Here is a 14,724-nt window from a genome sequence, read left to right as displayed (position 1 = left end):
TCGCCCCGACCGGGCACTCCACGACATCATCGACACCACGACCGCCCACGCAACGCACGAACGACCAGCACTGCACGCCACGGCCGACTCCGGCCCGAACGAAGGACACCTCCCGTCATGACCACCGCACGCATCACCATCGACCCGAACGTCACGGTCGCCCCCGTCAACCGCCGGATCTTCGGCTCGTTCGTGGAGCACCTGGGCCGCTGCGTCTACGACGGCATCTACGAGCCCGGCCACCCCACCGCCGACGCCGACGGCTTCCGCGGCGATGTGGTGGACCTCGTCACGGAGCTCGGTACGAGCACCATCCGCTACCCCGGCGGCAACTTCGTCTCCGGCTACCGCTGGGAGGACGGCGTCGGGCCGCGCGAGGACCGCCCCGTGCGCCGCGACCTTGCCTGGCACTCGCTCGAGACCAACCAGGTCGGCGTCGACGAGTTCGCCAAGTGGTGCAAGCTCACCGGCAGCGAGATGATGATGGCCGTCAACCTCGGCACGCGCGGGGTGCTCGAAGCGCTCGACCTCCTCGAGTACACGAACCACCCGAGCGGCACCGCGCTGTCCGACCAGCGGATCGCGAACGGCGCACCAGAGCCCTACGGCATCAGCATGTGGTGTCTCGGCAACGAGATGGACGGGCCGTGGCAGGTCGGCGCGATGTCGGCCGACGACTACGGCAAGCTGGCCGCCCGCACTGCGTCGGCGATGAAGATGGTCGACCCGAAGCTCGAACTCGTCGTCTGCGGATCGTCGAGTTCCTCGATGCCGACCTTCGGCGACTGGGAGCGCACCGTCCTCGAGCACAGCTTCGACTCGGTGGACTACATCTCCTGCCACGCGTACTACCAGGAGCGCGATGGCGACCTCGGGTCGTTCCTCGCCTCGTCGCTCAACATGGAGTACTTCATCCGCACGGTCGTCGCGGCCGCCGACCACGTGCAGCACAAGCGTCACTCCGACAAGCAGATCCAGCTCTCGTTCGACGAGTGGAACGTCTGGTACCTCGACGAGTGGAACGCGATCGAGGGCACGATCGAGGAGTGGGCCTACGCGCCCCGCCTCATCGAGGACGTCTACTCGGTCGCCGATGCGGTCGTGTTCGGCAACCTGCTGATGACGCTCCTCAAGCACAGCGACCGCGTCGGTTCCGCGAGCCTCGCGCAGCTCGTGAACGTCATCGCCCCGATCATGACCGAGCCGGGCGGTGGGGCCTGGCGGCAGACGACGTTCTTCCCGTTCTCGGTCACCAGCCGGCTCGCGTCGGGTGTCGTGATCGCGCCGCGCATCGAGGTCGGCAGCTACACCACGAAGGTCCACGGCGACGCACCGCTCGTCGACTCGGTCGCGACCTACGACGCCGAGGCCGGGACCGCGGCCGTGTTCCTCGTGAACCGCCACCAGGACGAGGCGATCACGGTGACCGTCGACGTCTCGGCGCTCGGCGTCGGTTCGATCGTCGAGGCGAACGGTATCCACGACGAGGACGTCTACGCGAAGAACACGATCGACGACCGCGAGCGCGTCGGTCTCGTCGCGAACGAGAGCGCGTCGCTCGCCGACGGCACCCTCACGATCACGCTCCCGCCCGTGTCGTGGACGGCGGTCGCACTCGGCGCCTGAGTCGGGAAGGGGGAAGCGGGCTGCGGGAAGCGGACTGCGAGCCAGGGGTCTCGACGTTCGCAACTCAGGACGATCGCGGCGAGTCTGCCTCGCTCGCGGCGATCGCGGGACGGCGCGCCGGACCCGTCCTGAGTGATGCACGTATCGGCGTCGGCGGTGGGTGGGGGAATCCACCCACCGCCGACGCCGTGCGGCCCTACAATCGGCACATGACGGCACGGGGCTCCTACGCGAAAGGTGTTGCGCGCCGCGAGGAGATCCTGCGCGTCGCGCTCGCGGTGTTCGCGCGCGAGGGGTATCGCGGCACGTCGCTCCGTGAGGTCGCGCGTGAGGTCGGCGTCAGCCTGCCGGGGCTCATGCACTACTTCGAATCCAAGGAGCACCTGTTCGCGGCGATCCTGCGGGAGCGCGACGCCGTCGACTACGAGGAGTTCGCCGCGGCCGGCTCCCAGGACGCGATCGAGGGTCTGGTCGCTGTCATGCGCCACAACAGTGATGTCCCTGGGCTCGTCGAGTTGTACCTGACCATGGCTGCCGCCGCCGGTGATGCGGAGCACCCGGTGCGCGGGTTCTTCGTCGATCACGTCACGGCGGTGCGCCGGAGCATCGCCGACGTCGTCCGGGATCGCCAGGCTTCCGGGCGGGTCGCGACGGGCATCGACCCCGATCACGTGGCGCGCGTCATGGTCGCCCTCGCCGACGGGCTGCAGGTGCAGTGGACGCTCGACCCCTCCGTCGACATGGCCGGCGACCTCGAGCGCGCCTGGGCCCTCCTCGTCGGTGACGCCGGCGCGGTGCGCTGACCCGAGCGCGGGTCTGTGGGGCCCGGCGCGGTGCGGTGACGCGAGCGCTGGGGAATCGGCGTGGGTGCGCCCCGGGCGCGTGAGCGCGACCCTCTGGAGACCCGCGCTCACGCGGCTGGGGTGCGCTCGCGTCAGCGCACCGCGCTGGCAGCAGCCACACCGACAGGTTTCGTGAAAACCTATTGACCACTCGGGTTTCGCGCCTATACTCAAAGCCGTGCAGTGATCGGTTTCCCGGGCCTGCCGGGACAGCACCACCCGCGGGCCAGAGCCGGTCCGCAGCTCAGCGTTGAGAGGAACTCGGATGTCCAACCCACCCCGCCGCCCCAAACCCACCGGTCAGCGTGCCTCGAGCGGCCCATACGTCAGCCTCGTCACCGGCCCGTCGGGACCGACGGAACGAGCATCGAAGCGTGTCGTCACCACCATGGCGCTCGCCCAGTTCGGTCTGTTCGTGGCCCTGCTCGCCCCGGTCACCGTGAGCCTGGCCCTCAAGACGCAGCAGCTCGTCCCCGGTGACCAGGCAGCGGTCGTCAACGGCAACGTCCTCTCCATCGCCGCCCTGTTCGCCCTCGTCGCGAACCCGGTGATCGGCCGCCTGTCCGACATCACGCTCTCGCGCTTCGGTCGCCGCCGCCCGTGGATGTTCCTCGGCGCCATCGGCTTCGTCGCCTCGCTCACGATCGTCGCGTTCGCTCCGAACGTCCCGGTCCTCATCGCCGGTTGGTGCCTCGCACAACTCACCGGCAACGCCATCCTCGGCCCGCTGCTCGCGACCATCGCCGACCAGGTCCCGCCGGAACAGCGCGGGAGTGTCTCCGCGAACGTCGGCGTCATGCAGAACGTCGGCATCCTCGCTGCGGCCTTCGTGGCCAGCTGGTTCGTCACCGACATGCTGCTCCTCTTCGTCGCTCCGGCCGTCTTCGCACTCATCACCGTGTGGCTGTACTGCTTCGTCCTGCCCGACCGCGCGATCACCACCCGTGCGGACGTCGGCGGATGGAAGGGTCTGCTCTTCACCTTCTGGGTGAACCCGCTCAAGCACCCGGACTTCGGTTGGGTCTGGCTCTCACGGTTCCTGTTGACGCTCGCCTCGTTCCTCTTCGTCGCGTTCCGCCTGTTCTTCCTGCAGGAGGAGGTCGGGCTGTCGCAGCAGGGCGCGGTCGACACCCTGACCATGGGTGTGCTGATCTACACGATCGCGCTCGTCATCACCGCGAAGCTCGGCGGTTGGCTGTCGGACCGGATGCTCAACCGCAAGGTGTTCGTCATCGGGTCGACGGCGGTGTTCGCGGTCGGACTCATCCTGCTCGCCCACACCACGACGGTGCCCATGTTCTACGTCGTCGAGGCGATCATGGGGGCGGCGTACGGCGTGTACGTCGCGGTGGACACCGCCCTCGTCGTGGACGTCCTGCCGAACCCGGACGACGCGGCGAAGGACCTCGGTGTCCTCAACATCGCGAACGCCCTGCCGCAGTCGCTCGCCGGCGCGGTGGGCGCGTTCCTCCTCGGACTCGGCGCGGTCGGCAACAACTACACGGCCCTGTTCTGGGGCGCCGGGGTGATCGCCGTGCTCGGCGCGCTGACGATCCTGCCGGTCCGACACCGCATGACCCGGAACGCCGACGGGACGATCACCGGATCGATCGCGACCCGGGGGTGATCCCGGTCGCGCCTCTCGCACCCCGATCACCAGCTCCACTCCATCACCCAGCGACGCCAAGGACGGCGTCAGAACGGACGGCAACACCATGACCGCACCAGCGCTCTCCGTGCAGCTCTACAGCATCAAGGAGCACCTCGACCAGGGCCTCGACGACGCCCTCGCCCGGCTCGCCGGTATGGGCCTGCGCGAGGTCGAAGCCTTCGACTTCGTCTCCCGCGCGCCCGAGCTCCGCGAGGCCTTCGACCGCCACGGTCTCGCCGCCCGCACCGGCCACGCGACCCTCCTCTCCGACGAGATCCGCTTCGGCGACCAGGTCATGCCGGTCGCCCCGCAGGAGGAGGTATTCGCCGCCGCGAACACACTCGGCCTCGAGATCGTCATCGACGCGTTCGTCAGCCCCGACCGGTGGCTCGACGAAGCCGCCGTCGCCGACACGGCCGCCCGCCTGAACGCCGCAGCGGAGCGCGCCGCCGACCACGGTCTCCGCGTCGGCTATCACAACCACTCCCAGGAGTTCGTCGCATCGTTCGGCGGACGCAGCGCGTTCGAGGTCTTCGTCGACCAGCTGCGTGACGACGTCGCGCTCGAGGTCGACCTGTTCTGGGCGGCGACCGCCGGTCAGGACGTGCCCGCGCTGCTCGGCCGCCTCGGCGACCGCGTCCAGGCGCTCCACGTCAAGGACGGCCTGCTGCCCGCCGACCCGTTCGCACCGGGCGCCGCCCCCTTCGTGCCGACGAGTCTCGACCAGCGACCGTTCGGGCAGGGCGAGGTCCCGCTGCGTGAGTCCCTCGCCGCAGCGCCCTCGGCGCGGTTCGCGATCATCGAGTTCGACCACTACGGCGCCGGCGACATCTTCGACGGCATCCAGGCGAGCGTCGACGCGCTCGTCGCCGAACAGCTCGTCTCGACCGAAGCGGTGGTCCGCTGATGCCCGCGGCAGCGCAGGGCACGACAGCACGCGCACCGCAGGGCAGCGGCCCGGTCGGCGTCGGGTTCATCGGCACCGGCATGATCAGCGACACCTACCTCGAGCACCTCACCGCGTTCCCCGACGTCCACGTCGTGATCCTCGGCGACCTCGACGTCGACCGCGCGAAGGCCCAGGCCGAGAAGTGGGGCGTCGGCGAGTGGGGGACCGCCGACGACGTCCTCGCGCACCCGGACGTCGAGCTCGTCGTGAACCTCACGATCCCCGCCGTCCACGCGCAGGTCGCGTCGCAGGTGCTCGCCGCCGGGAAGCACGTGTGGACGGAGAAGCCGATCAGCGTCGACCGTGCGAGCGGGCTCGCGCTCCTCGAGCAGGCCGACGCCGCAGGACTCCTCGTCGGCATCGCGCCTGACACCGTCCTCGGCCCGGGCGTCCAGTCCGCGCGTCGCGCCATCGCCCGCGGAGACATCGGTCAGCCGCTCACCGCCCAGACCGTCATGCAGTACGCCGGCCCGGACATCTTCCACCCGAACCCGGAGTTCCTCTTCGCGAAGGGCGGCGGGCCGCTGTTCGACATGGGGCCGTACTATCTGACGACGCTCGTGCAGGTGTTCGGTTCGGTCGCCTCGGTGTCGGCGGCCGGCTCCCGCGGGCGTGCGACGCGGACGATCCAGCAGGGCGACCGCGTCGGCACGGAGTTCGCCGTCGAGGTGCCGACGCACGTCAGCGCCATCGCCCGCTTCGTGGACGGCGGCGTGAGCCAGAGCGTCTTCAGCTTCGAGTCGCCGCTCGCGAAGATGGGCGTCGTCGAGATCACCGGCACCGAGGGGACGCTCGTGATCCCCGACCCGAACATGTTCACGGGCGAGGTGCGGATCACCCGCGCCGCTCCCATCGAGCGGATGCAGCAGGACCCGGAGTGGGAGGTCGTGCCGACCGAGGGTGTCCTCGCCGGCCGCGGGACCGGGGTCCTCGACCTCGCCCGGGCGATCCGTTCCGGCGGCACGCCGCTCGCCTCGGGTGCCCTCGGCTACCACGTGCTCGACACGCTCGTCTCGATCGACGAGTCCGTGGTGTCCGGCCAGACCGTCGACGTGGCGAGCCGGGTCGCGCCGGTCCCGCTCGTCGCCGAGGACTGGGACCCGTTCGCCGCGACGCTCTGAGCGTTGTGAACCGAACGGGGCACCGCCGAACAGAACCGAGCAGCATCGGAGCAGGCTGAGCAAGCCCCCGGTGGTGTCCGTCGCCCCACGTACGCTGAGGCGATGGACACCACCGGCCGGAGCGCCGCCGAGCACCCCGATGAAGCGGCCGCTCGCCGGCGATGGATCCTCACCGGCCAGCTCGGCCCGGCGTTCGACGACGGCGGACCGATCCTGCTCATCGAATCGAAGTCCACCTTCACGAAGCGCCCGATGCACCGGGCGAAGGCGCACCTCTTCCTCTCGGCCATCCGACATCGAGCGGCGGAACTCGGCGACCGGGCGGAGTTCCACCAGGTCGACCGCTACGAGGAGGTCGTCGAGGTCGGCGCCGACCTCGAGGTGATCGACCCACCCTCGTGGACGGCTCGGCGCTTCGTCCGCGAGCGTGGCCTCCGGGTGCTCCCGAGCCGCGGCTTCGTGACGTCGGAACCGGACTTCGCAGCCTGGGCGTCGACGCGGGACGGCAAGCGGCTCCTCCTGGAGGACTTCTACCGCACGGTGCGGGAGCGGACCGGGATCCTCATGCACGGCGACCAGCCGGAGGGTGGCCGCTGGAACTTCGACCACGACAACCGGAACCCGCCGCCGAAGGGTGCCGCCCGGCTCGGTCTGCCCGAGCCGCTCTGGCCCGAGGAGGACGACATCGACGCGGAGGTCCGGGAGGACCTCGACCGGTGGCAGCGCGACGGACTGGTCCAGCTGGTCGGTGATGACGGGCCCCGACGCTTCGCGGCCACGGCGGCCGAGGCGGAGGCGGCGCTCGCGGACTTCATCGAGACGAGGCTCGGCGACTTCGGCCCGTTCGAGGACGCCATGCTCGGCGGTGACTGGACGATGGCGCACTCGCTGTTGAGCGCGCCGCTCAACCTCGGCCTGCTCGACCCGCGCGACGCCGTCGAGACCGTGGTCGCCGAGTACCACGCCGGTCGCGCACCGCTGTCGAGTGTCGAGGGCTTCACCCGCCAGATCATCGGCTGGCGCGACTACGTCTGGCATCTCTACTGGCACCTCGGCGAGCCGTACCGGACGAGTCACAACGCCCTCGGAGCACACGAGCCGCTCCCGCGCCAGTTCCGCGAACTCGACGCCGCCGCCATCCAGTCCAACTGTCTCCGCGAGACGATCGACGGGATGCGTCGCCACGGTTGGGCGCATCACATCCAGCGGCTCATGGTGCTCGGCAACTGGGCCCTGCAGCATGGATACGACCCGGTCGCACTCAACGACTGGTTCATCGACATGTTCGTCGACGGCACCCCCTGGGTGATGCCCGCGAACGTCATCGGCATGTCGCAGCACGCGGACGGCGGCATCGTCGCGACGAAGCCCTACGCCTCGGGTGGCGCGTACATCGACAAGATGTCCGACTACTGCGGTGGGTGCGTCTTCAATCCCAAGGTGCGGCTGGGCGAGGACGCCTGCCCCTTCACCGCCGGGTACTGGGCCTTCCTCGACCGCGTGGAACCGCGCATCCGGCACAACACCCGTATGGCGCAACCGCTGGCCGGGATGCGCCGACTGTCCGACCTGCGCGCCGTCGTCGACCAGGAGCACACCCGCGAACAGTGGTGATCGGAGCAGTCGTCCAGCCCTCGCACGACCCCTCGACCGGTGGGGAACGCGTCGCTAGGCTCGGCACATGACGCCCAGTGATGCAGCATCCGACCCGCAGATCGCCGCACTCCAGGCTGCCGCCGCCCAAGCCCAGGCCGAGCTCGAAGCCGCCCAGGCGCAGGCGGCACTCGCCGCAGCCAAAGTGAAGGCGGCCGAGGCGGCAGCGGCGCTCGCCGGGGCCGGGATCACGGCGTCGGGCGGGGCCACCGGAGCAGCGTCACCGGTCGAGCCGGTGGACCCCGGTTCCGCGGGTGATGCGCCGGCCGCCGAGGCCCCAGCCGACGTCCCAACCGACGACGCGGTCGGTGCCGACACCAGCACCGTCGGCACTGGCACTGCCGACACCAGCAGCTCCGACGAGCTCAGCGCCGACACCATCGGTCCGGGCCCGCTCGGCCTCGACGACGTGCTGAAGATCCGCGGCGGCTACCTCGTGCACGGCCCGGCGCTCGAGATGGGTGCCCTGGTCAACGGGGAACCGCTGCCGGGGGTGCAGGTCCGCATCCCGCTCAGTGTCATGAACCGGCACGGACTCGTCGCCGGCGCCACCGGAACCGGGAAGACCCGCACGCTCCAGGGCCTCGTCGAGCAGCTCTCGGCCGCCGGCGTCCCCGTGTTCGCCGCGGACATCAAGGGTGACCTCTCGGGCATCGCGACCCCGGGGGAGTCGAACGAGAAGCTCCTCGACCGCACCCGCGGCATCGGTCAGGACTGGACGCCGGCCGCCACCCCGACGGAGTACTTCGCGCTCGGCGGCGTCGGCAAGGGCGTCCCGATCCGCGCCACCATCGCCGCCTTCGGCCCGCTGCTGCTGAGCAAGGTCCTCGGCCTCAACGCCACGCAGGAGTCCAGCCTCGGTCTCGTCTTCCACTACGCCGACAAGGCGGGCCTGCCGCTCCTCGACCTGAGCGACCTGCGCGCGGTCCTCACCTACCTCGCGAGCGACGACGGCAAGGGTGAGCTGCAGGAGCTCGGCGGGCTGTCGGGCGCCACCGTCGGGGTGATCCTGCGGGAGCTCATCACCTTCGCCGACCAGGGCGCCGACGTCTTCTTCGGCGAACCCGAGATCGACACCGCCGACTTCATCCGCCTCGACCCCAGCGGGAAGGGCATCGTCAGCCTGCTCGAGGTGCCGGGCGTCCAGAACCAGCCGGCCCTCTACTCGACGTTCCTCATGTGGTTGCTCGCCGACCTCTTCAACACCCTCCCCGAGGTGGGCGACCCCGAGAAGCCGAAGCTCGTGTTCTTCTTCGACGAGGCGCACCTGCTGTTCCGCGACGCGTCGAAGGACTTCCTCGCGCAGATCACGCAGACGGTCCGGCTCATCCGGTCGAAGGGTGTCGGCATCTTCTTCGTCACGCAGACGCCGAAGGACGTCCCGGGCGAGGTGCTCGCGCAGCTCGGTTCGCGCGTCCAGCACGCCCTCCGCGCCTTCACCCCGGACGACGCGAAAGCACTCAAGGCGACCGTGTCGACCTATCCGACCTCCGGCTACGAGCTCGGCGAGGTCCTCACCTCCCTCGGCACCGGTGAAGCGGTCGTCACCGTGATGAACGAGAAAGGGGCGCCGTCGCCGGTCGCGTGGACGAGACTGCGGGCGCCGCAGGGACTCATGTCGCCCAGTGCCGACACCGCGATCGACGCGGCGATCGCGGCGTCACCGTTGCTCGCGCGGTACGGAACGCCCGTCGACCGTGAGTCGGCGAGGGAGATCCTGACGGCGAAGCTCGAGGAGGCCAACCAGGCCGCGCTCGCCGCCGAGGCCGAACTCGAGCGGCAGCGCATCGCGGCGGAACTCGCGAAGCAGCAGGCCGCCGCCGACAAGGCCCAGGCCGCAGCACAGAAGCAGGCCGACGCCGAGTACGAACGGTTGCTCCGGAAGACCGCGGGCACGACCCGCCGGACGTCGACGAGATCGTCGTCGACGTCCTCGAAGAGTCCGCTCGAGGAGATCCTCGGGTCGAAGGCGACACGGTCGATCCTCACCGGCGTCGTCGAGGGCATCTTCGGGACGCGTCGCCGCCGCTGAGCTGCCGCTCCGGTCTTCATGCGGTGTCCCGTTCCCCTGAGCGGTTCCCCGGTCCCTGAGCGGTTTCCCGTTCCCTGAGCTTGTCGAAGGGCGCGAACCTACCGGAGGCCGTCCTCGGCGAGGCGACCGACCTCGACGGTGGCGCGGGCGTCGTCGAGCAGCCCGTCCTGCAGCGACCACACGGCGGACAGCGCGGAGCGCGCGACCACCCACTCGAGGAGCTCGGTTCGTGACAGGCCGAGCGATCGACTCACCAGGCCCACCCGCTCGGCGAACAGCCGCGGGTTCCGCGCCGTCGCTGGATCGGGGTTGCTGAACAGCGCTGTGGCGTCGAAGGCGCGGTGGCCCACGATGCCCTTGGGATCGATCGCCCGCCAGTCGCCGGGTGCGAACTCGAGCACGTTCAGGTGGTGGAGGTCGCCGTGCAGCACGACGACGTCGGCAGGCATCGTGGTGTCGAGCAGCCGACCGGCGAGTTCCCGCCCGCGCTCGAGGAACGCGGCGCTCGCCGGATCGCCGAGGAGGGTGCCGAGGGCGGATGCGTCGTCGGCGAGCAGTTCACGGAACCACCGGCGGAGCGTTGGGAGTTCGGCGATGACATCACCGGCATCGGTCGGCGCCGGGGTGGGGATCGCCGCGTGCAGGGTGTCGAGCACGGAGCACAGGATCGCGACGGCTCCGAGGTCGTCACCTGCGCGGGTCAGTGAGGCGAGATCACGGCCGCCCGTCGCGCGTTCCAGGACGATCGCGTGGTCATCGCCCGCGAACACCGCTGCACATCCGGCGCCGTCCCACGCCGCGAGCAGCTGACCGCCGAGCGCCTCCTCGTGGACGAGCGGCACCTTGAGCATCGCCGGTCGACCGTGGTGCGTCACGGGGAGCAGCCGGCTCGACGGCGTCACGATGAGCTCGCCGTCGGGCACCAGCCGCCACTGCTCGACGGCCGCGTCGATGCCCCCTGGTCGCCATGTCACGGGACTCAGCCTAGGCACCCCGGTCGGACGGGTGCCTGGGTCGCGCCTCGGTCCCTGGATGGCACCGCGGTCGGTGCCTGAGTCGCGCCTCGGTCGGGCCCTTTGGTCACGCCTCGGTCTCCGTCTCCAGGTCACGCCTCGGTCCTTTGGTCGCCCTTCGGTCGGTCCCTGAGCTTGTCGAAGGGCACACGGGCGAACATCGCCCTTCGACAGGCTCAGGAACCGGGAGGGTGGTGGACGGGCACACGAAGGAGCGTCGCCCTTCGACAGGCTCAGGGACCGGGGAGTGTGGGGCTCAGGGACCGGGAGGGTGGAGCTCAGGGACCGACCGAAGGGCGACCAAAGGACCGAGGCGTGACCTGGAGACGGAGACCGAGGCGTGACCAAAGGGCCCGACCGAGGCGCGACTCAGGCACCGACCGCGGTGCCATCCAGGGACCGGGAACGCCGGTTAGGCTGGCGCGGTGACCGACATCCGCGCGTACCGACCGTCCGACCGCGCCGCCGTGGCGGCGATCTGCACCCGAACGGGCGACTCGGGGGCGGACGCGACCGGACAGTTCAGCACGGACGACCTCCTACCCGACATCTATGCCTTGCCCTACGTCGAGCACGAGCCCGAGTTGGCGCTGCTCGTCGACGCCGGTGCGGGCCCGATCGGGTACATCCTGGGCACGGCGGACACGACCGCCTTCGACCGCTGGTTCGTCGAGCGCTGGTGGCCGACCGTCGAGGGGAAGTACGCGGCGGCCGCGGCCTCTGGTGCCGCGTCGGAGGGCGAACGCGGCATCGTCCGATCCGCTACCGTTCGCGGCGGGCTGTCCCTTGAACTCCTCGCGCAGTACCCGGCGCATCTGCACATCGACCTGCTGCCGGAGACGCAGGGGATGGGTGTCGGCAGACGGCTCATCGACGCGTTCTGCGAGCTCCTCGCGGAGCGCGGCGTCCCGGGCGTGCACCTCGGCGTCGGCGTCGCGAACACCGGGGCGCAGCAGTTCTACCAGCGGACGGGATTCACCCGGGTGGACGGCGACCCCGGGGCCCACTGGTACGCCAAGACGCTCTGACTCGAGCTGCATCCCACCCGAGCCCGATGCCGCGTGGTGCGACGACGCTCTCGCGCTCCAGTGCAGTAGCCGGTGCAAGACGTGTCGGCTAGAGCAGTTCGGCGCGCGCCCAGCGCAGACGCTCGAGCGGGGTGAGCAGGTCGGGGTGGTCCTCGCGGAGGTCGTCGAGCGAGACCGGCTGGCGAGGTCGCTCCACCGGGCCGTCGTAGGCGGCGACGACGGCCGCGATGCTGTCCGTGCTCCATCGGTTGCTCCGCATGCGCAGGAGTGGGCGGTTCTCCGAGTCACAGACGAAGAACTGCGAGCTCGCTTGCAGCCCCCGACCTCGGAACTCGAAGAGCAGGCTGCGGCCGATCGCCTCCCGCGGAACGAACCGTTGCCGCCCGACGATGGGCTGCTCGATGAACCCGTCACGACACACGACGATCCGTTGGCGCCGAGACAGGACGGCCACGCCGAGCAGCACGACCATGCCGATGATGCCGAGCGTGATGACCCACGTGCGCTCGATGCTCTGGGTCGGGCCGACGAGCCAGAGTGAGACGCCCCACACGGGGAGGACGACGATTGCGGCGCTCAGAACGGCGCTCCAGAGCACGCGCGGATGCGGTCTGACCGTCACCGGTTCATCACCCCGTCGCACCACGCACTCACCCCCGCAGATCATCGTGGCCTGCTTTCAGTGGGTGGACAATCCGCCATCTGGGGGACAAGTAGGACGAATACCCCACTCTGCGAGCCGGTCCGACCGGTTGCGCCGGTACGCTTGACTTCTCGGTCCTGCGATGTGCAATATATTGCATGCCCGCTCCCGCTCAAGCCAACCCGCAGCGCCGAGCGCTCCTCCGCGACGACGTCTATCAGTCGCTCCGCAACGCGATCGTCGACGGGACGTTCACCCCGGGCGAGAAACTCGTCGACACCGAACTCGAACGCTGGCTTGGCGTGAGCCGCACGCCCATCCGCGAGGCCGTCCTGCGTCTCGCCCGGAGTGGGCTCGTCATTGCGAAACCCGGACGGTCGACCGTCGTCGCCCCGCTCGACAGCCGGGCGACGTTGCAGGCTCAGGCGGTCGCCGCCGCCATGCACGAACTCGCCGTCCGTGAGGCGGTGCCGCACCTGAGCGCGGCCGACCTCGATCGCATGCGCGCGGCGAACCGTGACTTCGCAGCCGCGCTGCAACGTGACGATGCCGACGCCGCGCTCGCAGCGGACGACGCCTTCCATGCCGTGGCCGTGGAGGTCGCCGGGAATCCGTTCATCCGTGATGCGCTCGAGGCGGTCACGCCGTTGCTGCGCCGGATCGAACGGCTGCGGTTCTCCTCGGTCGCCGCACGCGGGTCGATCGCGCAGCACGACGCCGTCATCGAGCGCTGTGCGGCGGGGGACGTCGATGCGGCGGCCGCGCTCGTCCGAGGCAACTGGACGACCCTCGCCGACCTCGTCCTCGCCCACCTCGACGAGGACTGAGCAGCGCCCACCACCCGCCCCATTCCCCGACATTCCGCCGCACCACCGAGACCCAGGAGCCACCACATGTCCCTCAGCGACTTCTCCCGCTACCCGCTCACCTTCGGACCGAGTCCCGTCCACGAACTCAACCGCCTCACCGCCCACCTCGGTGGCGCGACGATCTGGGCCAAGCGCGAGGACGTCAACAGCGGTCTCGCCTATGGCGGCAACAAGACCCGCAAGCTGGAGTACCTCATCCCCGACGCGATCGCGCAGGGTGCCGACACGCTCGTGTCGATCGGCGGCTACCAGTCCAACCACACGCGTCAGGTCGCGGCGGTTGCGGCGAAGCTCGGGATGCAGGCCGTCCTCGTGCAGGAGAACTGGGTGGACTGGCCCGACTCCGTGAACGACCGGGTCGGCAACATCATGCTGTCGCGGATCATGGGGGCCGAGGTCCGTCTCGATCCAGCGGGCTTCGGCATCGGCTTCAAGTCGAGCTGGGAACGTGCCCTCGACGACGTGCGCGAACGCGGCGGCACCCCGTACGCGATCCCGGCCGGGGCGTCGGACCACCGGCTCGGTGGTCTCGGGTTCGCGAACTGGGCCGCGGAGGTCGAGCAGCAGGAGCGTGAACTCGGCGTGTTCTTCGACACGATCGTCGTGTGCAGCGTCACCGGGTCCACGCACGCCGGCATGATCGCCGGGTTCGCCGGCCAGGACCGACCGCGCCGGGTGATCGGCATCGACGCGTCGGCGAAGATCCAGGAGACCCGCGACCAGGTCGCGCGCATCGCCCGCAACACGGCGGAGCTCATCGGCCTTGAACGCGAGCTCCGCGACGACGAGATCACGGTGTTGGAGGGGTGGGCCGGCGACCTCTACGGGATCCCGGTCGAGTCGACGATGGAGGCGATCCGCCTGACCGGTCGGCTCGAGGGCGTCATCATCGACCCGGTCTACGAGGGGAAGTCGATGGCGGGACTCATCGACCTCGTGACGAGCGGTGACATCCCGGCGTCCAGCAACGTCCTCTATGCACACCTCGGTGGGCAGCCGGCGATCAACGCGTACAGCGCCCTCTTCCGCGACTGAGTCCGTGCCCGGTGTCCCGCCCGAGCGGGGTGCCGGCGCGGTGCGCTGAGCCGAGTCGCCGGAAACCGGTGCCGGCGCGGTGCGCTGACGCGAACCCGAGGGAACCGGTGTGAGCGCGGGTCAGTCGACCGAGCGCGCCCCTCCGGAGACCCGCGCCCACGTCGCTGACCCGCGCTCGCGCCAGCGCACCGCGCTGACCCACTACCAGGGTCGATGGTCGTGGTCCAGGGGCGGGCGGTCGCGAGCGGCGGTGCGAGACTTG

Annotated in this window: 12 protein-coding genes; 10 read left to right on the top strand and 2 right to left on the bottom strand. The window is 70.3% G+C overall.

The window, feature by feature from the left end; translation table 11 throughout:
• The first annotated feature begins 117 nt into the window (after positions 1-117).
• From GV015_RS17910 to GV015_RS17880, 7 genes are all read left to right on the top strand, one after another.
• Positions 118-1,626: an alpha-N-arabinofuranosidase gene (locus tag GV015_RS17910; RefSeq protein ID WP_159879805.1), complete on the top strand. Its 1,509-nt coding sequence runs from the start codon at positions 118-120 to the stop codon at positions 1,624-1,626.
• A gap of 209 nt (positions 1,627-1,835) precedes the next feature.
• Complete coding sequence (locus tag GV015_RS17905; RefSeq protein WP_159879803.1) at positions 1,836-2,429, top strand: TetR/AcrR family transcriptional regulator; 594 nt, start codon at positions 1,836-1,838, stop codon at positions 2,427-2,429.
• Positions 2,430-2,733: 304 nt separating this feature from the next.
• Positions 2,734-4,095, top strand: a complete 1,362-nt coding sequence (locus tag GV015_RS17900) for an MFS transporter (RefSeq protein ID WP_159879801.1) — start codon at positions 2,734-2,736, stop codon at positions 4,093-4,095.
• Positions 4,096-4,183: 88 nt separating this feature from the next.
• Positions 4,184-5,026, top strand: coding sequence for a sugar phosphate isomerase/epimerase (locus GV015_RS17895; RefSeq protein ID WP_159879799.1), 843 nt, complete (start codon positions 4,184-4,186; stop codon positions 5,024-5,026).
• Entirely contained in the window at positions 5,026-6,189 is a 1,164-nt protein-coding gene (locus GV015_RS17890) for a Gfo/Idh/MocA family protein (RefSeq protein ID WP_159879797.1), read from the top strand. The genes GV015_RS17895 and GV015_RS17890 overlap by 1 nt, the downstream gene beginning before the upstream one ends.
• A 102-nt stretch (positions 6,190-6,291) precedes the next feature.
• Complete coding sequence (locus GV015_RS17885; RefSeq protein ID WP_159879795.1) at positions 6,292-7,803, top strand: cryptochrome/photolyase family protein; 1,512 nt, start codon at positions 6,292-6,294, stop codon at positions 7,801-7,803.
• Positions 7,804-7,870: 67 nt separating this feature from the next.
• Complete coding sequence (locus GV015_RS17880) at positions 7,871-9,874, top strand: helicase HerA-like domain-containing protein (RefSeq protein WP_159879793.1); 2,004 nt, start codon at positions 7,871-7,873, stop codon at positions 9,872-9,874.
• Between the two features lie 98 nt (positions 9,875-9,972).
• On the opposite strand, the gene GV015_RS17875 is transcribed toward GV015_RS17880, so the two are convergent.
• A complete protein-coding gene (locus GV015_RS17875; RefSeq protein ID WP_236555528.1) occupies positions 9,973-10,848 on the bottom strand; it encodes an aminoglycoside phosphotransferase family protein in 876 nt (291 codons plus the stop codon).
• Positions 10,849-11,312: 464 nt separating this feature from the next.
• Between GV015_RS17875 and GV015_RS17870 the strand changes: the two genes are divergently transcribed.
• Entirely contained in the window at positions 11,313-11,915 is a 603-nt protein-coding gene (locus tag GV015_RS17870) for an N-acetyltransferase (protein ID WP_159879791.1), read from the top strand.
• 88 nt (positions 11,916-12,003) lie between these two features.
• On the opposite strand, the gene GV015_RS17865 is transcribed toward GV015_RS17870, so the two are convergent.
• Positions 12,004-12,537: a hypothetical protein gene (locus GV015_RS17865; protein WP_159879789.1), complete on the bottom strand. Its 534-nt coding sequence runs from the start codon at positions 12,535-12,537 to the stop codon at positions 12,004-12,006.
• Positions 12,538-12,716: 179 nt separating this feature from the next.
• On the opposite strand from GV015_RS17865, the gene GV015_RS17860 reads away from it, so the two are divergent.
• Both GV015_RS17860 and GV015_RS17855 read left to right on the top strand, forming a co-directional pair.
• The gene (locus GV015_RS17860; protein WP_159879787.1) at positions 12,717-13,385 is read left to right on the top strand and encodes a GntR family transcriptional regulator; all 669 of its coding nucleotides are present in this window, start codon (positions 12,717-12,719) and stop codon (positions 13,383-13,385) included.
• A gap of 66 nt (positions 13,386-13,451) precedes the next feature.
• Positions 13,452-14,462 (top strand): 1-aminocyclopropane-1-carboxylate deaminase, encoded by a 1,011-nt coding sequence (locus GV015_RS17855; RefSeq protein WP_079706802.1) that lies wholly within the window; start codon positions 13,452-13,454, stop codon positions 14,460-14,462.
• Positions 14,463-14,724 lie beyond the last annotated feature (262 nt).

This window comes from Plantibacter sp. T3 (assembly GCF_902506515.1).
GTDB lineage: Bacteria > Actinomycetota > Actinomycetes > Actinomycetales > Microbacteriaceae > Plantibacter > Plantibacter auratus.
The sequence above is the reverse complement of the archived record's forward strand: the minus strand, read 5'-3'. Positions and strand labels throughout refer to the sequence as shown.

Bases quoted from the DNA above. Each gene is read 5' to 3' on its own strand.
- GV015_RS17895 (WP_159879799.1), top strand. From the start codon at position 4,184: ATGACCGCACCAGCGCTCTCCGTGCAGCTCTACAGCATCAAGGAGCAC.
- GV015_RS17905 (WP_159879803.1), top strand. From the start codon at position 1,836: ATGACGGCACGGGGCTCCTACGCGAAAGGTGTTGCGCGCCGCGAGGAG.
- GV015_RS17885 (WP_159879795.1), top strand. From the start codon at position 6,292: ATGGACACCACCGGCCGGAGCGCCGCCGAGCACCCCGATGAAGCGGCC.
- GV015_RS17880 (WP_159879793.1), top strand. From the start codon at position 7,871: ATGACGCCCAGTGATGCAGCATCCGACCCGCAGATCGCCGCACTCCAG.
- GV015_RS17900 (WP_159879801.1), top strand. From the start codon at position 2,734: ATGTCCAACCCACCCCGCCGCCCCAAACCCACCGGTCAGCGTGCCTCG.
- GV015_RS17890 (WP_159879797.1), top strand. From the start codon at position 5,026: ATGCCCGCGGCAGCGCAGGGCACGACAGCACGCGCACCGCAGGGCAGC.
- GV015_RS17860 (WP_159879787.1), top strand. From the start codon at position 12,717: ATGCCCGCTCCCGCTCAAGCCAACCCGCAGCGCCGAGCGCTCCTCCGC.
- GV015_RS17855 (WP_079706802.1), top strand. From the start codon at position 13,452: ATGTCCCTCAGCGACTTCTCCCGCTACCCGCTCACCTTCGGACCGAGT.
- GV015_RS17910 (WP_159879805.1), top strand. From the start codon at position 118: ATGACCACCGCACGCATCACCATCGACCCGAACGTCACGGTCGCCCCC.